Genomic DNA, 24,801 nt, shown 5'->3' on the forward strand with positions numbered 1-24,801 from the left:
GCACGTCGAATACCGGAGCTGTAACGGACCGGCCGATGCGGTTGACCTGGTGACGCCGGATGGGAGTGGATGCCAGGATGGCCCGGTTCCACATCGGACCGAGCCATGCCGCCCGACTGCCGACGGCGGCCCGCACGTACACCGGCGAACACCGCAGGAAGGAGCCCGATGCGCCTGCTCCTGGTCGAGGACGACGACCGCGTCGCCGCCGCTCTGGTCGCGGTGCTGGGCCGGCACGGCTTCCAGGTCCGGCACGCCCGCAGCGGCCACGAAGCGCTGGACGCGCTCGTCCCGGACGGCAGCGAGCCCTACCGGGTGGTGCTGCTCGACCTCGGACTGCCCGACCGCGACGGCTTCGAGGTGTGCAGCCGGATCCGGGCCGGCAGCGGCGTCCCGGTCATCATGGTGACCGCCCGCGCCGACATCCGCTCCCGCATCCACGGACTCAACCTCGGCGCCGACGACTACGTGGTCAAGCCGTACGACATGGGCGAACTGCTCGCCCGCATCCACGCGGTGGCCCGCCGCGGCACCCCCAAGGGCGCCGAGGAGAGCGGCCCCGAGTTCGACGGCCCGCTGGCCTCCCGCGGCGTCGAGATCGACCGCGAACGCCGCCGGGTCAGCGTCAACGGACGCGACGTGCCGCTCACCCGCAAGGAGTTCGACCTGCTGGCGCTGCTCGCCCAGAGCCCCGGCGTGGTCTACCGCCGCGAGCAGATCTTCAGCGAGGTCTGGCGCTCCGGCTGGGAGGGCAACGGCCGCACCCTGGAAGTCCACATCGGCTCACTGCGCACCAAACTCGGCCTGCCCGGCCTGGTCGAGGCCGTCCGCGGCGTCGGCTACCGGCTCATCCCCGACGACCCCGAGGGCCCGGCCGGGCCCGCCGGCGACACCGCGGAGCGCTGACCACCCGTGCGCAACCGCCTGCTCGGCATCCTGATCGCCCTGATGGCCTGCGTGCTGGCCGCCCTCGGAGTGCCGCTGGCCTACTTGATCGCCTCGTCCGAGCAGTCCAAGGTCGTCGTCGACCGGATCGACGACGCCGCCCGGTTCGCCCAGGACCTGCCCACCCAGGGCGGCGCCAGCACCAGCGCCGTCAAGGGCGACCCGCAGCCCGTCCCCGGCGACGACGGCCGGCGGCACGCCCTGACCACCGAAGCCGCCCGCTACCGCGAGCTGTACGGCGCCCGGATCGGCGTCTTCCAGCGCGACGGCAGCGCCGTCGCCGTCGCCCCCGGCGACTGGCACGCCCCCGAGGACGGCCCCGGCGCCCAGGCCTACCGGGAGGCACTGGCCGGCCGGCGCAGCCACAACCCGCCCCAGGTGTGGCCGTGGACCACCGACCGCACCCTCACCGTCGCACTGCCCGTGGTCCGCGACGGCGACGTGGTCGCCGTGGTGCTCACCGAATCGCCCACCGGCCCGCTGCGCGCCCGGATCCTGCACCGCTGGCTGGTGCTGGCCGGCGGCGAGGCGCTCGCCATGATCGTCGCCATCCTGCTCGCCATGCGCCTCACCGGCTGGGTGCTGCGCCCCGTCCGCACCCTCGACCGGGCCACCCACGACATCGCCACCGGACGGCTCGGCGCCCGGGTCGCCCCCAGCGGCGGACCTCCCGAACTGCGCCGCCTGGCCCGCTCGTTCAACGACATGGCCGACCACGTGGTGCTCGCCATCGACCAGCAGCGGGCCTTCGTCGCCGACGCCTCCCACCAGCTGCGCAACCCGCTGGCCGCACTGATGCTCCGGGTCGAACTGATCGGACTCGACCTCCCCGAAGGCAGCGAGGAGGAACTCGCCGCCGTCCGCGAGGAGGGCGCCCGGCTCGCCCGAGTCCTCGACGACCTGCTCGGACTCGCCACCGCCGAAGGCTCCCGGCCCGAACCCGAACCCGTCGACCTGGCCGAACTGGTCTGCACCCGGACCGACGCCTGGCAGCCGCTCGCCGACCGGCGCCAGGTCCGGCTCCAGTGGCAGGGACCGCCGATGGCGCACGCCTGGGCCGACCCGATCGGCTTCGGCAGCGCGCTGGACGCCGTCCTCGACAACGCGCTCAAGTTCTCCCCCGTCGGCAGCACCGTCCGGGTCGGCCTGACCATCACCAAGGACGAGGTCACCGCCACCGTCACCGACGCCGGACCCGGCCTCACCGAGGAGGAACTCGCCCGGATCGGCGACCGGTTCTGGCGCTCCTCCCGGCACCAGAACGTCGACGGCTCCGGCCTCGGCCTCTCCATCGCCCGCACCCTGCTGCTGGCCGGCGGCGGCAGCCTCGGCTTCGCGACCGCCGAACCGAACGGGCTGAGCGTGCTGCTCACCGTGCCGCGCCGGAAGTGGAACTGACGTCAGGGTTTGACCGACTGGTAGTAGCGCTTCGCGCCCTCGTGCAGCGGCAGCGGATCGGTGTACACCGCGGTGCGGAGGTCCACCAGCTGCGCCGCGTGCACCTCGCCGCCGATCCGGTCCCGGCTGTCGATCACCACCCGGGTCAGCGCCTCCACCAGTGCCGGGTCCATGCCCGCCCGGGTCACCAGCAGGTTCGGCACCGCCACCGTCGGCACCGGCGTGTGCGGTGGCCCCGCCAGCGGGTAGGCGTCCGCGGGGATGGTCGCCGCCCGGTACGCGTCCATCCCGCCGCCCTCCAACTTGTGCAGCGGATCCGACAGTTCGCCCAGCGGCACGATCCGGATCGGGGTGTGCTCCGAGAGGTCGGTCAGCGCCGCCGTCGGTAGGCCGCCCGACCAGAAGAACGCGTCCAGCTGCTTCGCCTGCAACGCGTCCGCCGCGTCGCCCACCCCCAGCTTCTTCGGCTGGATGTCCGTGCCCGGGTTCAGGTGCGCCGCCTCCAGCAGCCGCTTGGTCACCAGGTTCACGCCCGACCCGTCCTGGCCCACCCCCACCCGCAGGCCGCGCAGGTCCGACACCGTCTTCACCGGCGAATCCGCCGGCACCACCAGCTGCATGTAGTCGTCGTACAGCCGGGCGATCGCCCGCAGGTCCGGCTTCGGCCGGTCCTGGTCCTTCAGGAAGCTGGCCACCGCGTCCGCCGTGGCGATCGCGAAGTCGTCCTGGCCCGACACCAACCGCTTCAGGTTGTCCAACGAGCCCTCGGAGTTGTCCAGCCGGACCTTCACCCCCGGCATCGCCGACCGCATCGAGTCCTTCAGCAGCACCCCGTAACGGTCGTACACCCCGCGCGGAACCCCGGTCGCGAACGCCGCCTCCCCACGCGGCCCCGACCCCGTCCGCGCCGAGGACACCCACCACCCACTCGCACCGGCCACCACCAGCAGCAACACCGCCAGCACGCGCACCAGCGGACTGCGCACCGCGGAACGCAGCACGGCACCGGTGGTTCTGGGCGGATCGGTCGAAGCAGCCATGCAGGGATACTGCCAGCCGAGACCGCCCGGCGGGAGGCCCCTTCCGCTGCCCGTACCCTTGCTCTGTGGGTATGGAGGAGAGCTTGCGAACTTACAAGGTCGTCACGTACGGCTGCCAGATGAACGTCCACGACTCCGAGCGCCTGTCCGGGCTGCTGGAGGAGGCCGGGTACGCCAAGGCCGCCGACGACGGCGAACCCGACCTGGTGGTCTTCAACACCTGCGCGGTCCGCGAGAACGCCGACAACAAGCTGTACGGCAACCTCGGTCGGCTCGCCCCCGCCAAGCAGGCCAACCGCGGCATGCAGATCGCCGTCGGCGGCTGCCTCGCCCAGAAGGACCGCGAGACCATCGTCCGCAAGGCCCCCTGGGTCGACGTGGTCTTCGGCACCCACAACATCGGCCACCTGCCCGCCCTGCTCGAACGCGCCGCGATCGAGCGGACGGCGCAGGTCGAGATCCTCGACTCGCTGGAGACCTTCCCCTCCACCCTGCCCACCCGGCGCGAGTCCGCGTACGCGGCCTGGGTCGCCATCTCGGTCGGCTGCAACAACACCTGCACCTTCTGCATCGTCCCCGCCCTGCGCGGCAAGGAGGAGGACCGCCGGCCCGGCGACATCCTCGCCGAGGTCGAGGCGCTGGTCGCCGAGGGCGTCGTCGAGGTCACCCTGCTCGGCCAGAACGTCAACGCCTACGGCTCCGACCTCGGCGACCGGCAGGCGTTCTCCAAGCTGCTGCGGGCGTGCGGGGAGATCGACGGCCTGGAGCGGGTCCGCTTCACCTCGCCGCACCCGAAGGACTTCACCGACGACGTGATCGCCGCGATGGCCGAGACGCCGAACGTGATGCACCAGCTGCACATGCCGCTCCAGTCCGGCTCCGACACCGTGCTGCGCGCGATGCGACGCTCCTACCGGCAGGAACGCTTCCTCGGCATCATCGAGAAGGTGCGCGCCGCGATGCCGGACGCCGCCATCTCCACCGACATCATCGTGGGCTTCCCCGGCGAGACCGACGAGGACTTCGAGCAGACCCTGCACGTCGTCCGGGAGGCCCGGTTCGCCAACGCGTTCACCTTCCAGTACTCCAAGCGCCCGGGGACGCCGGCCGCCGAGATGGAGAACCAGATCCCCAAGGCCGTGGTGCAGGAGCGCTACGACCGGCTGATCGCCCTCCAGGAGGAGATCTCCTGGGAGGAGAACAAGAAGCAGGTCGGCCGCAAGCTGGAGATCCTGGTCGCCGAGGGCGAAGGCAAGAAGGACGACCGGACGGACCGCCTCTCCGGCCGCGCGCCCGACAACCGGCTCGTGCACTTCACCCGCCCCGAGGGGGGCGTGCGCCCCGGCGACGTGGTGACCGTCGAGATCACCTACGCCGCCCCGCACCACCTCCTCGCGGAGGGCCCCGCGCTCGGCGTGCGCCGCACCCGGGCGGGGGACGCGTGGGAGAAGCGACAGGCTGCGCCTGCGAAGGCGGCCGGCGTGATGCTGGGCCTGCCGTCGATCGGCGTTCCGGCTCCCGTGCCTGCGGCTGGTGGGTGCGAAACCGGGGGCGCGGGGAACTGCGCGTAGCGGAAGGAACCCCACCGCAAGGTCGCGACGCAGGGCAATGACCTGCACGTGATCGCGACCTTGCGGACGTGGTGTGCGCTTGGCGCGCAGTTCCCCGCGCCCCTGAATGGTCACCCGCCAGCTCGCGCAAGTATCCCCGCGCCCCTGTTTTCGCACCGCGTAGAGTGATCGGCATGCTTGTTGCCGCCGCCGTGTGCCCGTGTCCGCCGTTGCTCGTGCCCGAGGTCGCGGTGGGGGCCGCGGGGGAGACGGAGGCGTTGCGGGGGGCGTGCCTGGACGCGGTGCGGGGGCTCGCGGATGTCGAGCTGGTCGTCGTGGTGGGGACGGGCGACAAGGCCGGGGTGTGGACCGAGGGCGGGGCGGGGTCGTTCCGTCGGTACGGGGTGCCGAAGGCCGTGAAGCTGCCGCTGGGCGGGGTGGACGGCCCGGAGCTTTCGCCGGCGTTGACGGTGGGGGCGTGGCTGCTGGAGGAGGCGGGCGTCCAGGTGCCGACGCATGCCGTCGCGGTGCGGCCGGACACGGCTGCCGAGCGGTTGTTGGGGCTGGGCCGGGGGCTGGCCGAACTCGCTGATCGGGTGGGTCTGTTGGTGCTGGGTGACGGCAGTGCCCGGCGTTCGGTGAAGGCTCCGGGGTATCTGGACGAGCGGGCCGAGGGCTACGACGGGGCGGTGGCGGCAGCGCTGGCCGCGGCGGACGTGGCGGCGCTGGCCGCGCTGGACGCGGACCTCTCGGCGGAGCTGCTCGCGGAGGGCCGGGCGCCCTGGCAGGTGCTGGCGGGCGCGGCGGAGGGTGCCTCGCTCGGCGGCGAGCTGCGGTACGAGGACGCTCCGTACGGTGTCGGCTACCTGGTGGCCTCCTGGCGCTGATCGCCAGCAGGCCACCGGGGCGCGAGGTTTCAGTCGTCCTTGGGCTTCGCCGCGAAGTCGTCGCGGGCGTGCTTGGCGGCCGAGGTGCTCTTCTCGATCTTTTCGCTGTACTTGTGCTTGGTGGCCTTGTCGATGGTCTCGCCGGCCTTGTCCACCATGTTGTCGATCTTGTCGCCGTGCTTTCCGGCCAGCTCACTGGCCTTGTCCTTGAGTTCCTCGGCCTTGCCCTTGAGGTTGTCCATCAGACCCATGGGGCGTTCCTCGCTTTTCGTGTCAGATCGGTACCAGGCATAGCTGATCTTCCCCGGTCAACGAGGTCGTGACACGAGAGGTGCCCGGGTTTTGCGAGACTGGTGGGGTGAGCGGTTCCTCCTCTTCTTCTTCTGTACGTCCGCGCCGGGTGGTGTCGGTGGTCGGTTCGACGGCGGCCGGCAAGTCCGATCTGGCGGTGGCGATCGCCCGTGAGCTCGGCGGGGAGGTGGTGAACACCGACTCGATGCAGTTGTACAAGGGCATGGACATCGGCACCGCCAAGCTGCCCGAGGACGAGCGCGGCGGTGTTCCGCACCATCTGATGGACATCTGGGAGGTCACCGAGACCGCCTCGGTGGCCGAGTACCAGCGTCTCGCCCGGGCCGAGATGGACCGGCTGCTGGCGGCCGGCCGGGTGCCGGTGCTGGTGGGCGGTTCGGGCCTGTACGTGCGGGCGGCGATCGACGAGATGGAGTTCCCCGGTACGGACCCCGAGGTGCGGGCCCGGCTGGAGGAGGAGCTGGAGCGGGTCGGGCCGGGCGTGCTGCACCGGCGGCTGGCCGAGCTGGACCCGGCGGCCGCGGAGGCGATCCTGACCAGCAACGGGCGGCGGATCGTCCGGGCGCTGGAGGTCATCGAGATCACCGGGCAGCCGTTCACCGCGAACCTGCCGACGCAGCGCGCGGTGTACGAGGCGGTGCAGATCGGTGTGCAGGTGCCGCGGCCGGAGCTGGACCGGCGGATCGAGCTGCGAGTCGACCGGATGTGGGAGGCCGGCCTGCTGGACGAGGTGCGGGCGCTGGAGCGGGTCGGGCTGCGCGAGGGGCTGACCGCGAGCCGGGCGCTGGGCTACCAGCAGGTGCTGGCGTTCTTCGCCGGCGAGTGCACCGAGGACGAGGCGCGGGCGGAGACGGTGCGGGCCACCCGGCGGTTCGCCAGGCGTCAGGAGTCGTGGTTCCGGCGGGACGACCGGATCCACTGGCTGGACCGTCCGGAGGGCGCCGATCCGGTCGAACTCCTGGGCCGCGCAATGGAACTGATTGATCGCCCGGAACGCCCCGGCGACACCGGCTGACCGGCGGATTTCGGCTGCCCAGGGGCGTGATCAGGCCAGTCGCCCGGGCAGTTGCACCGGCAGACGCAGGTGCAGGAGGTACCGGCGGTCACGGCCGGATCACGTCCTGGCATCGGATCACCCGATCACCCCGTGGGACGCCCTGTCCGGGTCTTGCCGCGTGCCATCATCGGTAGCACCGAGGCCCGGCACGCGGGCCGGCCTCACCGCCCGCGAGCTCCGGAGTTCGCGTCGAGCCGTCAGGGGAGGCCGCGTGTCAACGGGTACCGGCCCCGAAACCGATGAGCTGCTGGGCGACGTGTCCGACGGTTCCGAGACGCTGCCCGAACTGGCCGTCCCGACCACCTCGTACGCGGTGGCGCTTCCCGCGATCGACGACCTGGCCACCGCGCCGGGCGTGGTGCACGTGCGGGACATCCGGCCGCGCCGCCGGCTGCGCTGGTGGCAGATCCTGCCGATCGCCGGAACGGTGATGTTCGGCTCGCTGATGTTCGCCTTCCCGCTGGCCTTCGGCAGCGAGGGCGCGACCGCGATGATCGGGATGCTCGGCCTGCTGATCACCGCCGCCTCGGTCGGCTGGGGTGCGATGGCCGCCCGCCGGGCCGGTTACAAGTGGCCGGGCGTGCCGCGCCGGGGCTCCTCGGAGCGGGCCGGCTGGAAGGCCATCGTGGTCTACACCCTGCTGGTGGCCGTCGCCCTGGCGCTGGCCGTCTGGCGGGTCGTCCACCTGCGCGGTTAGCTCCTCGCGGCCGTTACCATCGGCGGTGTGAGCGAGCGCAGCGGAATCAGCGGAACGGCCTTCCTCAAGGGGCACGGCACCCAGAACGACTTCGTGATCGTCCCCGACCCGGACGGTGAGCTGGAGCTGTCGGCGGCCACCGTCGCCGCCCTGTGCGACCGGCGGGCCGGGATCGGCGCGGACGGCGTGCTGCGGGTGGTGCGCTCGGCGGCCGAGCCGGTGGCGGCGGGGATGGCCGGGCAGGCCGAGTGGTTCATGGACTACCGCAACGCGGACGGCTCGATCGCCGAGATGTGCGGCAACGGGGTGCGGGTGTTCGCCCGCTACCTGGTGCACGCCGGGCACGCGAAGCCGGGCGAGCTGGCGGTCGCCACCCGGGCCGGGGTGAAGCAGGTGCGGATCGCCGAGGACGCCGCCGACGGCACCCCGGGCGAGATCACCGTGGGCATGGGCCGCGCGGTGCTGCCCGGCCCCGACGACATCACCGTCACCGTCGACGACCGCAGCTGGCCCGCGCTGAACGTCAACATGGGCAATCCGCACGCCGTCGCGTTCGTCGAGGACCTCGCGCACGCCGGGCTCCTGTACGACGCGCCGGCCACCGCGCCCCAGGGCGTGTACCCCCAGGGCGTGAACGTGGAGTTCGTGGTGGACCGCGGCGAGCGGCACGTGGCGATGCGGGTGCACGAGCGCGGCTCCGGCGAGACCCGCTCCTGCGGGACGGGCGCCTGCGCCGTCGCGGTGGCCGCGATCCGCCGCGCGGGACTGGACCCGGCGGACACCGGACGGGCCGTCAGCTGGACGGTCGACCTGCCTGGCGGGCGGCTGGTGATCGAGGAGTTCCCCGACGGCCGGATCGAGATGACCGGCCCCGCCGTGATCGTCGCCGAGGGCGTCCTGGTGTAACGGCAGGTCAGCTGGACGAACCGTCAGCCCCCGCTTCCCACGCCGCTATCCGGCTAATCCCCCCGTTCGGGTGATACCGGTGGCAGAGCCGAAGCGGGGGCTCGCCGAACGTGCTGTGCTCGGTAGCATGGACCACCGGGTCGGCCGTCGCTCCGGTGTTGCTGCCGGAGGTGCAGATGACCATCCGCTCCGAGTTGGCGGGCTCGCCGTCCAAGCAGCAGGCGAGCCGCTTCAGCCGTGCGGCGCTCGGCCGGGCCGGCCGGGCGGCGCTGCTCGCCACCGGGCGGACGCCCGTCCCCGACGCCATCGAACCGATCGTGCAGGCGCACCGGGTGCACCACCCGCAGGCCGATCTGGCGCTGCTGGCCCGGGCCTACCGGGTCGCCGAGGAGAGCCACCGCGGGCAGACCCGCAAGAGCGGCGAGCCGTACATCACCCACCCGCTCGCCGTCACCATGATCCTCGCCCAGCTCGGCGCGGACACCACCACGCTGGTCGCCTCGCTGCTGCACGACACCGTCGAGGACACCGAAGTGACGCTCGATCAGGTCGCCGAGGTCTTCGGGCCGGAGATCGCGTACCTGGTGGACGGCGTCACCAAGCTGGAGAAGGTCGACTTCGGCGCGGCGGCCGAACCCGAGACCTTCCGCAAGATGCTGGTCGCCACCGGCGACGACGTCCGGGTGATGGTGATCAAACTCGCCGACCGGCTGCACAACATGCGCACCATCCGGCACATGAAGCCGGCCAGCCAGGTGCGGATCGCCAAGGTCACCCGGGACGTGCTGATCCCGCTCGCCGAACGGCTCGGCATCCAGGTGGTGAAGGCGGAGCTGGAGGACATCGTGTTCGCCACCCTGCACCCCGAGGAGTACGCGGACACCGGCGCCGTGGCCGGCGGCTGGGCCGACGGCGTGCTCGCCCCGTTCGCCACCGAACTCGGCCGCCAGCTCGGCGAGGCCGGGATCTCCTCCGCCGTCACCGTCCGCCCCCGGCACCTGGTCTCGCTGCACCGGGTGATGATCAAACGCGGGGCCGGCCCGGACGGCGCGGCGCTGCGGCCCGCCGACTACGGGCGGCTGCTGGTGGTGGTCGAGGAGAACGCCGACTGCTACGCGGTGCTCGGCGAACTGCACACCTGCTGGACGCCGCTGCCCGGCGAGTTCAAGGACTTCGTGGCCGCCCCCAAGTTCAACCTGTACCAGTCGCTGCACACCGCGGTGGCGCTGCCCGGCGGCGAGGTGATCGAGGTCCTGGTGCGCACCCGGCGGATGCACGAGGTCGCCGAGACCGGCGTGGTCGCGCTCGGCGACCCGCGCACCGCCGACCGGCAGGGCGCCGCCGACGACCCCGAGGACCGCACCGACCCCGCCCGCCCCGGCTGGCTGGCCCGGCTGCTGGAGTGGCAGCAGGACACCCCCGACCCGGACGCCTTCTGGTCCGCGCTCACCGCCGACCTGCGCGACGACCGCGAGATCACCGCCGTCACCGAGGACGGCACCACCCTGCACCTGCCCGCCGGCGCCAGCTGTCTGGACGCCGCCTACCTGATCGGCGAGGAGACCGGCCACCGCTGCATCGGCGCCCGGATCAACGGCCGGCTCACCGCGCTCTCCACCGAACTGCGCGACGGCGACGTGCTCGGCCTGCTCACCGCCCCGCCCGGCGAGGACAGCGGCCCCGACCGGGAGTGGCTGGAGTACGTCCGCACCCCCGCCGCCCGGCTCGCCATCGAGCGCCGGCTGGCGGCCGGGCCGCTGCCCGCGCCCGCCGCCGAACGGCCGCCCGCGGCCGGCGCCCCGGTGCCCGCCGCCGCCCCGCCCGCGTCGCCCGGCGCCGCACCCGGCGCGCCCGCCGATGTGCCCGAACTGCCTGGCGCCGCCGTCCGGTTGGCGCGCTGCTGCACGCCCGTGCCGCCCGACGCGGTGACCGGCATCGTGCTGAGCGGCGGCGTCGTCGCGGTGCACCGGACCGGCTGTTCGGCCGGCACCCGGATGCTGCGCGGCGGACGCCGGGCGGTCCCGGTCCGCTGGCTGCCCGGCGGCGCCCCGCAGTGGGGCTACCGGGCCACCCTGCACGCCGAGGCGCTGAACCGGCCCCGGCTACTGGCCGACCTGACCGCCGCGATCTCCGGTGAGGGCGTGTCGATCTTCTCCGCCGACGTCGAGCCGCCCCGCCAGCTGCGGGTGCGGCACAGCTACACCCTGGAACTCGCCGACGCCGCCAAGCTGCCCGCCGTGATGCGGGCGATCTTCCGGGTGTCGGGCGTGTACGACGTGTACCGGCCGGGCGGGCCCGAGGAGCTGCCCGGCCGGGCCCCGGCGCCGGCGGCCGGGGCGGAGCGGGCCGTGCCGGGGCCGGTGGCGGAGGCCGTCGTGGCGGCTGGTAAAAGGGATGACTCGGGCACAGCGGGCGTGCGACCATCGTGGGGAATTCACGGCGGTTCCGCCGTGTTGTCCGAGAGCATCACCCGATCAATCCAAGGATGAAATGACCTCCACGTTCGACAGCCGCACCCGATCGAGCGAGTCGGCCAACCGCCTCGCCGACCTCAAGGCGGAAGCCCTGATGGACGAGGACCTCGCGGCGATCGACGAGGGCCTCGGCAACTACGACGGAGAGCAGTACGACCGTTCCGAGCGCGCCGCGCTCCGGCGTGTCGCCGGCCTCTCCACCGAACTGCAGGACGTCACCGAAGTCGAGTACCGCCAGCTCCGCCTGGAGCGCGTGGTGCTCGTCGGCGTGTGGACGGACGGCACGCTCGAGGAGGCGGAGAACTCGATGGCCGAGCTCGCCGCGCTCGCCGAGACGGCCGGCTCCGAAGTGCTGGACGGTGTGATCCAGCGCCGTGACAAGCCCGACGCGGCCACCTACATCGGCTCCGGCAAGGCCAAGGAGCTGCGCGACCTGGTCGCCTCCTCCGGCGCCGACACCGTGGTCTGCGACGGTGAGCTCACGCCCGGTCAGCTGATCCACCTGGAAGACGTGGTGAAGGTCAAGGTCGTCGACCGCACCGCCCTGATCCTGGACATCTTTGCCCAGCACGCCAAGTCCCGTGAGGGCAAGGCGCAGGTCTCGCTCGCGCAGATGCAGTACATGCTGCCGCGCCTGCGCGGCTGGGGTGCGTCGCTGTCCCGGCAGATGGGTGGCGGTGGCTCCGGTACCTCGGGCGGCGGTATGGCCACCCGTGGTCCCGGTGAGACCAAGATCGAGACCGACCGTCGGCGGATCCGCGAGAAGATGGCGAAGCTCCGCAAGGAGATCGCCGACATGAAGAAGGGCCGCGACACCAAGCGGCAGGAGCGGCGACGCCACCAGGTGCCCTCGGTGGCCATCGCCGGGTACACCAACGCCGGCAAGTCCTCGCTGCTCAACCGGCTCACCGGCGCCGGCGTCCTGGTGGAGAACGCGCTGTTCGCCACCCTGGACCCGACGGTCCGCCGGGCGCAGACCCCGAGCGGCCGGCTGTACACGCTGGCCGACACCGTCGGCTTCGTCCGGCACCTGCCGCACCACCTGGTCGAGGCGTTCCGCTCCACCATGGAGGAGGTCGCCGACGCCGACCTCATCCTGCACGTGGTGGACGGCTCCCACCCGGAGCCGGAGACGCAGCTCGCCGCCGTGCGCGAGGTGATCGTCTCGGTCGAGGCCCAGAACGTGCCCGAGATCGTGGTGATCAACAAGGCGGACGCGGCCGACCCGGCGGTGCTCCAGCGCCTGCTGCGCCGCGAGCCGCACGCCATCGTGGTCTCGGCCCGCAGCGGCCTGGGCATCGAGGAGCTCCTCACCCTGATCGACGAGGAACTGCCCCGCCCCGCGGTGGAGGTCAAGGTCCTGGTCCCCTACACCCGCGGCGACCTGGTCTCCCGGGTGCACGCGGAGGGCGAGCTGATCAGCGCCGAGCACACCGCGGAAGGCACGCTGCTGCACGCCAAGGTGGCGGCGGTGCTGGCGGCCGAGCTGGAGCGGTACGCGGTCGTCACGGCCTGAGGCATCCGGACGGGCGGGCGGCACACCTTCGTGGCGTGCCGCCCGTCCGGCGTTCCGGCTACTTCTTGGCGACGAAGGCGTCGAACATCTTCTTGGCCTCCGGGCCGAGGGTCGGCCCGGCCTGCCAGTCGTTCACGTGGTCGCCGATCGACACGTTGGAGAACAGCATCGTCTTGCCGTTCTGGCGGGTGAGCCAGCCGCCGCCCGAGGATCCACCGGTCATGGTGCAGCCCATGGCGAGCATCGGCGGGCGCGAGCGGTCGAAGACGAACGGGCTGAGCTTGGGGGCGTCACAGTGCTCCAGCTCCTCGCCGTTGTACGGCGCGGCGCCCGGGTAGCCGTACCCCGACGGCGAGGTGATCTCGTCCGGCTTGGCGCCGAACCAGATCGGGACGGAGGAGCCGACGGTCTCCTCCAGCGAGCGGTCGGAGCCGTCGAGCGCGGCCACCCGGACCACCGCGAAGTCGAACTGCATTGCCGCGGTGCCGACCTTGGTGCCCTCCTTGGCCCACTGCGGCATGATCAGCATGTCGGTGGCCAGCCAGCGGCCCATCGGGGCGGCCTGGGCCCAGGTGATCTCCGGCTTCTTCCCGTTGCTGGTGACACCGCTGCGGTTGTAGCCGGGCGCGAACATCCAATTGGTGAAGAAGTCGCCGCCCTTGCCGTCGTGGACGCAGTGGCCGGCCGTCCACACGAGGTTGCTCTTGCCGGGGTGGGCCGGGTCGGAGACCACGGTGCCCGAGCAGACCATCGGACCGTCGGGGGCCTGGAAGAAGACCTTCCCGATCACGGCGGTGTCTGCGCTGTACGGGTGCGGCTGGGCCTTGGCCTTGACGGGGGTCGGGAGGGTCAGGTCCTTGATCGAGGGGGCGTCCGGCGTGATCTCGGTGCTCTTCGTCGGGTCGGAAGGCTTCTTCTTGTCCCAGAAGTCCTTGATCTTCGCGATGTCCTCGGGCTTGAAGCCGTTCTTGGCCGCCCACTTCTTCCAGTCGTCGGCGCTCCAGTTCGGCACCTGGGAAAGGAAGTTCTGCACGTCGCCGATGTCGACGGAGTCCTTGTTCGAAGCCCCGGAGGACTGTCCGGCCGGCGCCGGGCTCGCCTTCGGCTTGTCGCTCTGGCAGGCGGCGGTGGTGACGGCGAGTACCGTCACCAGGGCGGCCGCGGACGCGTTCCGGATGCGGCGCTTCACGCGGTGCTGATCGGTCATGGGTGATTCCCCCCGTGGTCGTCGTTCGGTCGAGAAGGTCGTGCGGAGGTGACGGGCGGTCACTTCCGGGAGATGTAGTCGAGGGCCTGGCGGGCCACGCCCTCCAGGTAGGGGCCGTTCAGGGCGGTGTGCGCCTGGGTGCCGATGGAGGTGTTGCTGACCAGGCGTTGGCGGCCGTCCGGGCCGTCGGCGAACCAGCCGCCGCCCGAGGCGCCGGCCGTCATGGTGCAGCCGATCACCAGCATCGCGGGGCGGGCGGCGTCGAAGCTCCGGGCGGCCGGGCGGCCGGAGTCGCAGCGCTCCAGCTCCTGCCCGTCGAACGGCGCGACGGCCGGGTAGCCCCAGGCCTGGATGGCGAGCTGCTCGCGCGGCGCGTCGAACCAGACCGGAACGGCGGTGCCGAGCACCTCCTCCAGCGAGCGGCTCTCGCCCTCCGGGCCGTGCACCTTGATCACCGCGAAGTCGTACTGGTTCGCGGCGTCCCCGCCCCTGGTGCCCTCGGTGGTCCACAGCGGTGAGGTGATCACCTTGTCCGCCCACCACTGTCCGAGCGGGGCGACCTCGGCGAGCGGGGCTTTTTGGTGGTCGCTGGCCGCGCCCGAGCTGTTGTAGGCCGGGACGAAGACCAGGTTCTTGTACCAGTCGCCGCCCTTGCCCGGGTGGACGCAGTGCGCGGCCGTCCACACCAGGTTGCTGTGGCCCGGGTTCGCCGGATCGGCCACCACGGTGGCCGAGCACTGGCCGGTGCCGCCGTTCGGCGCGGTCAGGAAGACCTTCCCGGACGCCGGGTAGCTGGTGTACGGCCGCGGCACCGGCTGCGCGGCGACCGCCGGGACCGGGCCCGGACCGGTTCCCGTGGACGCCGAGGGTGCTGCGGACGGCGACTCAGGTGCCGCCGACTCGGGCGCCGGCGCGGGCTGCTGCGGCGGCGCCTGGTCCATCGTCTCGGCGCTCCACGCGCCCGCCACCACCGGATTGCGGAAGCTGTGCCGCTGCGCCCAGTGGTCCCACTCGGTGAACCCCCAGTGCTTCAACTCGGCGAAGCTGTGCGGGTTCCCGTCCCCGCCCGGGCCGCCGTCCGAGCCGCAGCCGGCCACCCCGCCCAGCAGCACTGCCGCGGTCAGCGCGGCCAGCACCCCCCGTGCCCTCACTCTCAACCCCCCTGAAACGGTCCGTTCCCCCGGGACAGTCTTTCATTCGGGGCGCGAACCACCGGCGGGCGGTGCGGTCCTGTTGGCGTCCGGTCATCGAACCGTGATGGTGACGGTCCGTCAGGATCCCAGCCGGCCGGCTGCTGCGCGGGTGATCAACGGAAACTCACTGGAACGGGTGAGGCGATTTTGTATCCGGCGCTCCGGGATAGGTAACCCTTACCCGAAGGCTCTCGCGCGGCTCAAGGAGCGGATTTGTCCACCACCCTCACCGAGGTTCTCCCGGTCGTCCTGCCGTCGGCCGGGCACCCCACCCCGGACCTGCTGCTCCACCCGGATCCGGCCGTCGCCGCCGAACACGCCGCCACCGAGAGCCTGCTGCGGTGCTGGGCCCGGGAGACCGCCGCCGAACGCCCCGACGGCGACCTGCTGCGCATCCCCGTCCTCGGCGGCGCCGCCCAGCTGTCCGCGCCGGTGCGGCACTGGTCGGCCTGCGGCTGGCACCGGTTCGGCCCCGCCACCGTCTCCACCGGCAACGCCGAACACCCGGTGGACGCCGTCACCGTCGCCGCCCTGGTGGCCGGCGCCACTGGCCGCCCCGAACCCGGCCAGCTCGCCGACCTCACCTCCCGGGTGGCCGACTCGGTCGGCCGCACCGCCGAGATCCTCGCCCACCGGCGGACGTTCACCTCCGCCCCCGTCGACCCGTTCCTGCGCGCCGAACAGTCGCTGCTGCTCGGCCACCCGCTGCACCCCACCCCGAAGAGCCGCGACGGCCTCGGCCCCGCCCAGTCCGCCGCCTACTCGCCGGAGCTGCACGGCTCGTTCCGGCTGCACTGGTGGGCCGTCGACCGCAGTCTGCTCGCCGCGGACTCCGCCTCCGGCGCCCCCGCCGAGCGGCTCACCGCCGAGCTGTACGGCCGCCCGCTGCCCGCCGGCACCGCCGCACTGCCGCTGCACCCGTGGCAGGCCCGGGAGCTGACCCTCCGTCCCGCCGTCGCCGACCTGCTGGACCAGGGCCTGCTGACCGACCTCGGACAGCACGGCGAACCCTGGCACCCCACCAGCTCGGTGCGCACCGTCTGCCGACCCGGCACCCCGTGGATGCTCAAACTCTCGCTGGGCCTGCGGATCACCAACTCCCGCCGGGAGAACCTGCGCAAGGAACTCCACCGCGGCGTCGAGGTGCACCGGCTGCTGGAGGCCGGCCTGGGCCGGAAGTGGCAGGCCGCCCACCCCGGCTTCGACATCGTCCGCGACCCGGCCTGGATCGGCGTCGACCACCCCGCCCTCGGCGACCCCAACGGCCTGGACACCGTGCTGCGGGAGCTGCCGTTCGGCCCCGCCGACCGGGCGCTGTGCGTGGCCGGCCTGGTCGCCGAACAGCCCATCGACCCGGACGGCTCGCAACTCGCCCAGCTGATCGGCGAACTCGCCGCCCGCAGCGGCCGACCCGCGGCGACCGTGGCCACCGAATGGTTCCTGCGCTACCTGGACGCCGTGGTGCTGCCGATCCTCTGGCTCGACGGGCAGGCCGGCATCGCGCTGGAGGCCCACCAGCAGAACAGCCTGGTCCTGCTCGACGCGCAGGGCTGGCCCACCGGCGGCCGCTACCGCGACAACCAGGGCTACTACTTCCGCACCTCGCACGCCGACCGGCTGCACCGGATGCTGCCCGGACTCGGCGCACACAGCGACACCTTCGTCCCCGATGCGGTCGCCGACGAGCGCTTCGCCTACTACCTCGGCATCAACCACGTGCTCGGCCTCATCGGCGCCTTCGGCTCCCAGCAACTCGCCGACGAACGACTGCTGCTGGCCGCGCTGCGCCGCTTCCTGTCCGGCCCCGCCGCCACCGCCACCCGCTCCACGCTGCCCGCCCACCTGCTGGACGCCCCCACCCTGCGCTGCAAGGCCAACCTGCTGACCCGGCTGCACGGCCTGGACGAACTGGTCGGCCCGGTGGAGACCCAGTCGGTGTACGTGGAGATCGACAACCCGGTGGCCCGGGCGTGAGGCCCATCGCCACCAGCGCCGGTGAACTCGTCCTGCGCACCGTCCGGTTGAGCACCGACCTGGACCTGATCACCGGCTGGATGAACGACCCGGAGACCGACCGCTGGTGGGCCCTCGCGGGCCCGCCCGGGACCACCGCGGCGCACCTCGCCGGGCAGCTCGACGGCGACGGCCGCAGCCGCCCCGTCCTCGCGCTGCTCGACGGCGAACCCACCGGCTACTTCGAGCTGTACCGCGCCGACCTCGACCCGCTCGCCGCGCACTACCCCGCCCGCCCGCACGACCTGGGCATCCACCTGCTGCTCGCCCCCGCCGCCCGGGGCCGGGGCCTGGGCACCCTGCTGCTCGACGCGATCGCTGCCCGGCTGCTGCGGGACGAACCCCGCTGCACCCGGGTGCTCGCCGAACCCGACGTCCGCAACACGCCCTCCGTCCGGGCGTTCACCGCCGCCGGATTCACCCGCGCCGCCGATCTCGACCTCCCCGACAAGCGCGCCGCCCTGATGATCCGCGCGCGGCCCGAGACCCAGGACGTCATGAACACTCAGCAGCCCGAGCCGTACGACCTGATCGGCGTCGGCATCGGCCCGTTCAACCTCTCGCTGGCCGCGCTCGCCGACCGGGCCGACACCGTCAGCGCGCTGTTCCTCGACGCCCGCCCCGAATTCCGCTGGCACCCCGGCATGCTGGTGGACGGCGCCCGGATGCAGGTCCCGTTCCTCGCCGACCTGGTCTCGCTGGTCGACCCCACCAACCCGTGGTCGTTCCTCAACTACCTGCGCCACCAGCAGCGGCTGTTCCCGTTCTACTTCAGTGAACGCTTCCAGCTGCCGCGCCGCGAGTACGAGCACTACTGCCGCTGGGCTGCCGACCGGCTCCCCAACTGCCGCTTCGACAGCCCCGTCGACGCCGTCCACTGGGACGCCGGGCAGCAGCACTACCGGGTGCACGCGGCCGGCGCGGTGCACCTGGCCCGGAACCTGGTGCTCGGCGTCGGCACCGAACCCGCCCGCCCCGAGGCGTTCGCGGCGCTGCGCCACCACCCGGCGGTGCTGCACTCTGCCGACTACCTGACGGAGCGTCGGAGGCTCGACGGCGCACGGGACATCACGGTGGTCGGCTCCGGCCAGTCCGGCGCCGAGGTGTTCCTCGACCTGCTGCGCCGGCACGCCGGCGACGGCACCCGGGTGCGCTGGCTCACCCGCACCAGGGCGCTCGCGCCGATGGAGTACTCCAAGCTCGGCCTGGAACAGTTCACCCCCGACTACACCCGCTACTTCCACGGCCTGCCCGAGCCGGTCCGGGACGCCCTGGTGCCCGCTCAGTGGCAACTGCACAAGGCGGCCAGCACGGAGACCCTCGCCGAGATCCACGACCACCTGTACGAGCGCACCGTGGGCCGCCCGATCGACGCCGAACCCGTCGAGATCCTCCCCGGCACCGCCGTCACCGAGGCCCTCCCCGGCCCCGACGGGCGGCTCGAACTGCGCTGCCGGCACACCGACTCCGGCCGCCGCCACCTGATCCGCACCGACGCCGTGGTGCTCGCCACCGGCTACCGGGCGCACCGCCCCGCCCTGCTCGACCCGATCGCCGGGCTGATCGACTGGGACGCACAGGGCCGCTACCGGGTCGACCTCGACCACCGGGTCGCCACCCGGCCGGAACTCACCGGGGGGCTGTACGTCCAGAACGCCGAGTTGCACACTCACGGAGTCGGCACCCCGGACCTCGGGCTCGGCGCGCACCGCGCCGCCGTGATCCTGAACGCCGTCGCGGGCAAGACCCTGCACCCGCTGCCCCACCGCACCGCCTGGACCACCTTCGCACCCGAGCCCGCCCCGGCCCCGGTGCTCCCGCGACCCCAGGAAGGGAACGAGCGTGCCGCAGCCGGCCGTTGACACCGCACTCCACCTGCCGCCCCAGCTCACCACCGGTCACTGGCAGGCCGCCGCACGCGCCATGCTGGCCAAACTGCTCGGCGAATTCGCCTACGAGGAACTGCTGCACCCCCGGCCGGAGGGCGACCACTACCTGCTCGAACTCCCGGACGCCGACTACCGGTTCACCGCGCGCCGGGGCGCCTACGGCAGCTGGCGGGTCGACCCGGCCTCGATAATCGGCGGCGACGACCCGCTGAGATTCCTCCAACAGGCCCGGCACACCCTGAAGTTGACCGGCGACACCACCGGCCACCTGGTCCGCGAACTCACCGCCACCCTGATCGCCGACGCCCACCTGCGGGCCACCGCACTGACCGCCGCCGAACTCGCCGACCTCGACCACGCGGCGCTGGAGGGCAGACAGACCGGCCACCCGTGGATCGTCGCCAACAAGGGCCGGCTCGGCTTCTCCGCCGCCGACGCCGCCCGCTGGGCCCCCGAGGCCCGGCTGCCCCGCGCCCTGCCGTGGCTCGCCGTGCACAAGAACCTGGCCGCCTTCCGCGGCGACGAGACCATCTACGACACCGAACTCGACCCCGCGTTCCGCGCCCAACTCGGCGAACGCGCCGACGAGTTCTGGCTGCTGCCGGTGCACCCCTGGCAGTGGGACGAGACCGTGGTCGGCCTGTTCGCGCCCTGGATCGCCAGCGGCGAGATCGTCCCACTGCCCACCGACGGCGACCTGCGGCTGCCCCAGCAGTCCATCCGATCGTTCTTCAACCTCAGCCGCCCCGACCGGTGCACCGTCAAACTGCCGCTCGCCATCCTCAACACCCTGGTCTGGCGCGGCCTGCCCACCGAACGCGCCCTCGCCGCGCCCGCCGTCACACGCTGGATCCAGGGGTTGCGCGACCAGGACCCGTACCTGCGCGACGAATGCCGGGTGATCCTGCTCGGCGAGATCGCCTCCGTCACCGTCGAACACCCGCTGTACCGGGACCTGCCCGACGCGCCCTACCAGTACAAGGAACTGCTCGGCGCGATCTGGCGCGAGCCGCTCGGCCGCCACCTCGACGACGGCGAACACGGCCGCACCCTGGCCGCGCTGCTGCAGACCGGCTCCGACGGCCGCGCGCTGACCGCCGAACTCGTCGCCCGCTCGGGCCTGGACGTCCGCGAGTGGACCGACCGGCTGTTCACCGTGATGCTGCCGCCGCTGCTGCACTTCCTGTACCGCTACGGCCTGGTGTTCTCCCCGCACGGCGAGAACGCGATCATCGTCTTCGACCAGCAGGACGTCCCCGTCCGGCTCGCCGTCAAGGACTTCGTCGACGACGTCAACATCAGCGACCAGCCGCTGCCGGAACTCGCCGACCTGCCCGACGGCATCGGCGACGTCCTGCTGCGCGAGAACCCCGACTACCTGTGCCAGTTCCTGCACTCCGGGCTGTTCATCGGCGTCTACCGCTACCTCGCACCCCTGCTGGAGGAACAACTCGGCCTCCCCGAGACCGAGTTCTGGGAGCTGCTTGCCGAGCGGATCCGGGACTGCCAGCGGCGCTTCCCGGAACTCGCCGACCGGCACAAACTGTTCGACCTGTTCGCGCCGCGGATCGACCGGCTCTGCCTGAACCGCAACCGGCTGCTGCTCGACGGCTACCGCGACCGCCCGGACCGTCCGCACGCCGCCGTCCACGGCCAGGTCGACAACCCGCTGCACAGCACCGCGCACCTCCCGTCCCGACGGCACCGAATTGTCACCCCGGCCCCGTAGGCTGGTTGCGTCATGACGAACGACACCGCACCCCTGCCCGGCGGCCCGGACGCATCGGCGCCCCCCGTCCCCGCCTCCCGTATCCCGGAGCTGCTGCACGCCGCCGTCAACGCCGTCGGCGGCGTGGAGCGGCCCGGGCAGGTCCGGATGGCCGAGGCGGTCGCCGCCGCCGTCGACGAGGGCGAACACCTCCTCGTCCAGGCCGGCACCGGCACCGGAAAGTCCCTCGCCTACCTGGTGCCCGCCCTCGCCCACGGTGACAACGTGGTGATCGCCACCGCGACGCTCGCCCTCCAGCGCCAGCTCGTCGAACGCGACCTGCCGCGCACCGTCGACGCCCTGCACCCGACGCTGCGCCGCCGCCCGCTGTACGCGATGCTCAAGGGCCGCTCCAACTACCTGTGCCTGCACCGCGCCAACGAGGGCACCCCGAGCGACGAGGGCGAGGGCCTGTTCGACCCGGTCGACGCGCTCGGCGGCCCCACCGGCAAGCTCGGCCAGGACGTCCTGCGGCTGCGCGACTGGGCCGACGAGACCGAGACCGGCGACCGAGACGACCTCACCCCCGGCGTCTCCGACAAGGCCTGGGCCCAGCTCTCCGTCACCTCCAAGGAGTGCCTGGGCGCCGCCCGGTGCGCCTACGGCCAGGAGTGCTTCGCCGAACAGGCCCGCGAACGCGCCAAGTTGGCGGACGTGGTGGTCACCAACCACGCGATGCTGGCGATCGACGCGATCGAGGGCGCGCCCGTCCTCCCCGAACACGGCCTGCTGATCATCGACGAGGCCCACGAGCTGGTGAACCGCGTCACCGGCGCCGCCACCGCCGAACTCACCGTCGGCGCCGTCAACCGGGCGGTCAAGCGCGCGGCGAAACTCGCCAACGAGAAGGCGGTGGACGCGCTGCAGGCCGCCGCCGAGAACTTCCACGGCCTGATGGAGACCGCCCAGCCCGGCCAGGTCGAGGAACTCCCCGAGTACCTCGGCTACGCCGTGGCCGGCATCCGGGACGCCTGCCGCCAGGTCATCACCTCGCTCGGCGAGAACCGCGACAAGGGCCTCAGCGACGAGGACGCCGTCCGCAAGCAGGCGATGGCCTCCGCGGAGACCCTGCACGAGACGGCGGACCGGCTGCTCACCGGCTCCGAGTACGACGTCATCTGGATCGAACGAAGCGACCGCTTCGGCCTCGGCACCGCGTCGCTGCGGGTCGCCCCGCTGTCCGTCTCCGGGCTGCTCCGGGAGAACCTGTACAAGGACCGCTCGGTGGTCCTCACCTCCGCCACCCTCAAGCTCGGCGGCGACTTCAACGGCGTCGCCGCGTCCCTCGGCCTGCCCGGCGAGACCAGGCTGCCCGACCACCGCACCCCCGACGGGCCCAGCGCCGAGACCGGAGAGGACGCCCCGCCGTACTGGCGCGGACTGGACGTCGGCTCCCCGTTCACCTACCCCAAGCAGGGCATCCTCTACGTCGCCAAGCACCTGCCGCCGCCCGGCCGGGAACCCGACCGGCCCGAGATGCTCGACGAACTCACCGAACTGATCGGCGCCTCCGGCGGCCGCACCCTCGGCCTGTTCTCCTCGATGCGGGCCGCGCAGGCCGCGGCCGAAGCCCTCCGGGAACGCCTCGACGTGCCGATCCTCCTCCAGGGCGAGGACACCCTCGGCGAACTCATCCGCACCTTCGCCTCCGACGCGCAGACCTGCCTGTTCGGCACCCTCTCGCTCTGGCAGGGCGTCGACGTCCCCGGCTCCGCCTGCCAGCTCGTCGTCATGGACCGGATCCCCTTCCCGCGCCCCGACGACCCGCTGATGAGCGCCCGCCAGAAGGACGTCGAAGCCCACGGCGGCAACGGCTTCATGGCCGTCGCCGCGACGCATGCCGCACTCCTGATGGCGCAGGGCGCCGGCCGCCTGGTCCGCGCGGCGGACGACCGCGGCGTCGTCGCCGTCCTCGACCCGCGACTCGCCACCGCGCGGTACGGGAGCTTCTTCCGCTCCTCCATGCCGGACTTCTGGTACACCACGGACCGCAACCAGGTCCGCCGGTCGCTGGCCGCGATCGACGCGTCCGCGCCCCCGGTCAAGCCTCGCTGACTCCCCGCGCCCCGACAGGGGCGCGGGGAACTGCGCGAAGCGGAAGGCGCTGAACGCAAAGATCGGCCCGACGAGAGAACCCCTCTCCTCGGGCCGATCCACGTAGTGCGTTCAGAGGCGGCGCAGAACGGCCACGACCTTGCCCAGAATGGTCGCGTTGTCGCCGGGAATCGGCTCGTACGCCACGTTGTGCGGCATCAGCCAGATCTTCCCGTCCTCGCGCTTCAGCCGCTTCACCGTCGCCTCGCCGTCGATCATCGCCGCGACGATGTCCCCGTTCTCGGCGACCGGCTGGCGCCGGACCGTGACCCAGTCGCCGTCGCAGATCGCGGCGTCGATCATCGAGTCGCCCTTGACGGTCAGGGCGAACAGCTCGCCCTCGCCGACCAGCTGGCGGGGGAGCGGGAAGACGTCCTCGACGGTCTGTTCGGCGAGGATCGGGCCGCCGGCGGCGATCCGGCCGACCAGCGGGACGTAGGAGGTGGAGGGCCGGCCGGAGGTTTCCGCCGCGGCGGGGCGGGCGACCTCGACGCCGCGGACCTCGTAGGCGCGCGGGCGGTGCGGGTCGCGGCGCAGGAAGCCCTTGCGTTCCAGGGCCATCAGCTGGTGGGCGACCGAGGAGGTGGAGGACAGGCCGACGGCCTGGCCGATCTCGCGCATGGACGGCGGGTAGCCGCGCCGCTGGACGGAATCCCGGATGACCTCGATGACGCGGCGCTGGCGCTCGGTCAGTCCTGCCTCGTCGGTGCGGATGCCGGGGGGTCGGCCGGGGAGGGCACGGACGACGGGGGTGGGCACACCGAGCGGGGACTCCTCGATCGGCTGACTACGGCTCATGGTCTGATCCATGCTCTCCTGGTCAGTGGTGCGCGCGGAACGCTCCTGCACCGGGATGGCGGTCTTGGCTTCGATGGTGTGCATGACGCTGGCGGCGCTGGGGGTGGACATCGCGGGCGACCCTCTCGACTGGTGCTCCAACTGCCCAGCTCAACTGGCGCCTCTATCGAAAGGTTGCGCCAAACACACGTTCGAGTGAATTTATTCGAGGTTGCCTGACTTGATCAAGCCTCCGGGTGTAAGTCGATTGCATGTTCGACTCGAACAGTCTATGGGGTCCCGGCGCGCGATGTCCCCGGCCAGCCCCCGGCTGTCACCCGTTCGCCCGGCGTGCCGCACCGTCCGCCACTAGATCTAGTGGCTAGTGTCCTCGATCGGGCACAGGTCTTGTGTTTCGAGTCGGGTAGAGTGGTACGAGTCGTTCGCCGTCGGGTCGCAGGGAGGGAGTTCCAGGTGCACTGCCCCTTCTGTCGGCATCCGGACAGCCGTGTCGTGGACAGCCGCGCCAGCGACGACGGGTGCTCGATCCGCCGCCGCCGGCAGTGCCCGGACTGCAGCCGCCGGTTCACCACCGTCGAGACCGCCACCCTGATGGTGATCAAGCGCAGTGGTGTCACCGAGCCCTTCTCCCGCGAGAAGGTGATCTCCGGCGTCCGTAAGGCCTGCCAGGGCCGCCCGGTCACCGAGGACGCGCTGGCCCAGCTCGGGCAGCGGGTCGAGGAGTGCGTGCGGGCCAGCGGCAGCGCCGAGCTCTCCACCCACGATGTGGGCCTGGCGATACTCGGCCCGCTGAAGGAGCTGGACGTGGTGGCGTACCTGCGGTTCGCCTCCGTCTACCGGGCGTTCGACAACCTCGAGGACTTCGAGGCCGCGATCGCGGAGCTGCGCTCCGAGCGGCCCGCGGTCCCGCTGCCCGTGCCGTAACGGCCGGGTCCTTCCTTTCATCTTTTTTCATTCAAGTCACCGCATTACCCGTGTGCCGTGGCCGGGCTCCGGCCTGCCCGCGCACCAGGAGAACGAACCAGTCGTGCCCGGACTTTTCAGGGCACTTCGGGCG

19 protein-coding genes are annotated in these 24,801 nt (G+C 72.5%); 14 read left to right on the forward strand and 5 right to left on the reverse strand.

The annotated features are described in order from the left end of the window. Positions 1–168: 168 nt before the first annotated feature. Positions 169–906 (forward strand): response regulator transcription factor, encoded by a 738-nt coding sequence (locus ACFYST_RS29010; protein ID WP_387648754.1) that lies wholly within the window; start codon positions 169–171, stop codon positions 904–906. Between the two features lie 6 nt (positions 907–912). Continuing rightward, entirely contained in the window at positions 913–2,343 is a 1,431-nt protein-coding gene (locus tag ACFYST_RS29015; RefSeq protein ID WP_387866611.1) for a sensor histidine kinase, read from the forward strand. A gap of 2 nt (positions 2,344–2,345) precedes the next feature. On the opposite strand, the gene ACFYST_RS29020 is transcribed toward ACFYST_RS29015, so the two are convergent. After that, on the reverse strand, positions 2,346–3,383 hold the full coding sequence (locus tag ACFYST_RS29020) for a TAXI family TRAP transporter solute-binding subunit (RefSeq protein WP_387866613.1): 1,038 nt from the start codon (positions 3,381–3,383) through the stop codon (positions 2,346–2,348). A gap of 71 nt (positions 3,384–3,454) precedes the next feature. Between ACFYST_RS29020 and miaB the strand changes: the two genes are divergently transcribed. Continuing rightward, the gene (gene miaB / locus ACFYST_RS29025; RefSeq protein WP_387648761.1) at positions 3,455–4,954 is read left to right on the forward strand and encodes a tRNA (N6-isopentenyl adenosine(37)-C2)-methylthiotransferase MiaB; all 1,500 of its coding nucleotides are present in this window, start codon (positions 3,455–3,457) and stop codon (positions 4,952–4,954) included. Positions 4,955–5,127: 173 nt separating this feature from the next. Beyond that, entirely contained in the window at positions 5,128–5,820 is a 693-nt protein-coding gene (locus ACFYST_RS29030; protein ID WP_387866614.1) for a class III extradiol dioxygenase subunit B-like domain-containing protein, read from the forward strand. Between the two features lie 29 nt (positions 5,821–5,849). Here ACFYST_RS29030 and ACFYST_RS29035 read toward each other — a convergent pair whose 3' ends face one another. Beyond that, positions 5,850–6,071 (reverse strand): antitoxin, encoded by a 222-nt coding sequence (locus ACFYST_RS29035; RefSeq protein WP_387648766.1) that lies wholly within the window; start codon positions 6,069–6,071, stop codon positions 5,850–5,852. Positions 6,072–6,178: 107 nt separating this feature from the next. Here ACFYST_RS29035 and miaA point away from each other — a divergent pair, with 107 nt between their 5' ends. From miaA to hflX, 5 genes are all read left to right on the forward strand, one after another. Continuing rightward, the gene (gene miaA / locus ACFYST_RS29040; RefSeq protein ID WP_387866616.1) at positions 6,179–7,147 is read left to right on the forward strand and encodes a tRNA (adenosine(37)-N6)-dimethylallyltransferase MiaA; all 969 of its coding nucleotides are present in this window, start codon (positions 6,179–6,181) and stop codon (positions 7,145–7,147) included. A gap of 253 nt (positions 7,148–7,400) precedes the next feature. Beyond that, positions 7,401–7,886, forward strand: coding sequence for a hypothetical protein (locus ACFYST_RS29045; RefSeq protein WP_387648770.1), 486 nt, complete (start codon positions 7,401–7,403; stop codon positions 7,884–7,886). Positions 7,887–7,913: 27 nt separating this feature from the next. Further along, positions 7,914–8,792, forward strand: coding sequence for a diaminopimelate epimerase (gene dapF, locus ACFYST_RS29050; protein WP_387866619.1), 879 nt, complete (start codon positions 7,914–7,916; stop codon positions 8,790–8,792). A 176-nt stretch (positions 8,793–8,968) separates the two neighbouring features. After that, the gene (locus ACFYST_RS29055; RefSeq protein ID WP_387866622.1) at positions 8,969–11,281 is read left to right on the forward strand and encodes a RelA/SpoT family protein; all 2,313 of its coding nucleotides are present in this window, start codon (positions 8,969–8,971) and stop codon (positions 11,279–11,281) included. A gap of 1 nt (position 11,282) precedes the next feature. Beyond that, positions 11,283–12,782, forward strand: a complete 1,500-nt coding sequence (gene hflX / locus ACFYST_RS29060) for a GTPase HflX (RefSeq protein ID WP_387648776.1) — start codon at positions 11,283–11,285, stop codon at positions 12,780–12,782. A gap of 58 nt (positions 12,783–12,840) precedes the next feature. Here the strand turns inward: hflX and ACFYST_RS29065 are convergent, their stop codons facing one another. Further along, on the reverse strand, positions 12,841–13,989 hold the full coding sequence (locus tag ACFYST_RS29065) for a trypsin-like serine peptidase (protein WP_387648778.1): 1,149 nt from the start codon (positions 13,987–13,989) through the stop codon (positions 12,841–12,843). A gap of 59 nt (positions 13,990–14,048) precedes the next feature. Beyond that, complete coding sequence (locus tag ACFYST_RS29070; RefSeq protein ID WP_387866625.1) at positions 14,049–15,140, reverse strand: trypsin-like serine peptidase; 1,092 nt, start codon at positions 15,138–15,140, stop codon at positions 14,049–14,051. Between the two features lie 255 nt (positions 15,141–15,395). Here ACFYST_RS29070 and ACFYST_RS29075 point away from each other — a divergent pair, with 255 nt between their 5' ends. From ACFYST_RS29075 to ACFYST_RS29090, 4 genes are read left to right on the forward strand one after another with little or no spacing between them, the layout of a single operon-like run. Then, positions 15,396–17,156, forward strand: coding sequence for an IucA/IucC family protein (locus tag ACFYST_RS29075; RefSeq protein ID WP_387866628.1), 1,761 nt, complete (start codon positions 15,396–15,398; stop codon positions 17,154–17,156). Continuing rightward, on the forward strand, positions 17,153–19,057 hold the full coding sequence (locus tag ACFYST_RS29080) for a GNAT family N-acetyltransferase (protein WP_387866630.1): 1,905 nt from the start codon (positions 17,153–17,155) through the stop codon (positions 19,055–19,057). The genes ACFYST_RS29075 and ACFYST_RS29080 overlap by 4 nt, the downstream gene beginning before the upstream one ends. Beyond that, entirely contained in the window at positions 19,038–20,813 is a 1,776-nt protein-coding gene (locus ACFYST_RS29085) for an IucA/IucC family protein (protein ID WP_387866633.1), read from the forward strand. Before ACFYST_RS29080 ends, ACFYST_RS29085 begins: the two co-directional genes overlap by 20 nt. Positions 20,814–20,825: 12 nt before the next feature. Continuing rightward, positions 20,826–22,907 carry an ATP-dependent DNA helicase gene (locus ACFYST_RS29090; RefSeq protein WP_387866634.1) on the forward strand — a complete coding sequence of 694 codons (2,082 nt, stop codon included), beginning with the start codon at positions 20,826–20,828 and terminating at the stop codon, positions 22,905–22,907. Between the two features lie 111 nt (positions 22,908–23,018). Here the strand turns inward: ACFYST_RS29090 and lexA are convergent, their stop codons facing one another. Continuing rightward, positions 23,019–23,744: a transcriptional repressor LexA gene (gene lexA / locus ACFYST_RS29095; RefSeq protein WP_198520699.1), complete on the reverse strand. Its 726-nt coding sequence runs from the start codon at positions 23,742–23,744 to the stop codon at positions 23,019–23,021. A 453-nt stretch (positions 23,745–24,197) separates the two neighbouring features. Between lexA and nrdR the strand changes: the two genes are divergently transcribed. Further along, entirely contained in the window at positions 24,198–24,668 is a 471-nt protein-coding gene (gene nrdR / locus ACFYST_RS29100) for a transcriptional regulator NrdR (RefSeq protein WP_387648791.1), read from the forward strand. The last annotated feature ends 133 nt before the right edge of the window (positions 24,669–24,801 follow it).

Source organism: Kitasatospora sp. NPDC004614 (assembly GCF_042873675.1).
In the GTDB taxonomy this organism is placed as follows: Bacteria; Actinomycetota; Actinomycetes; order Streptomycetales; family Streptomycetaceae; genus Kitasatospora.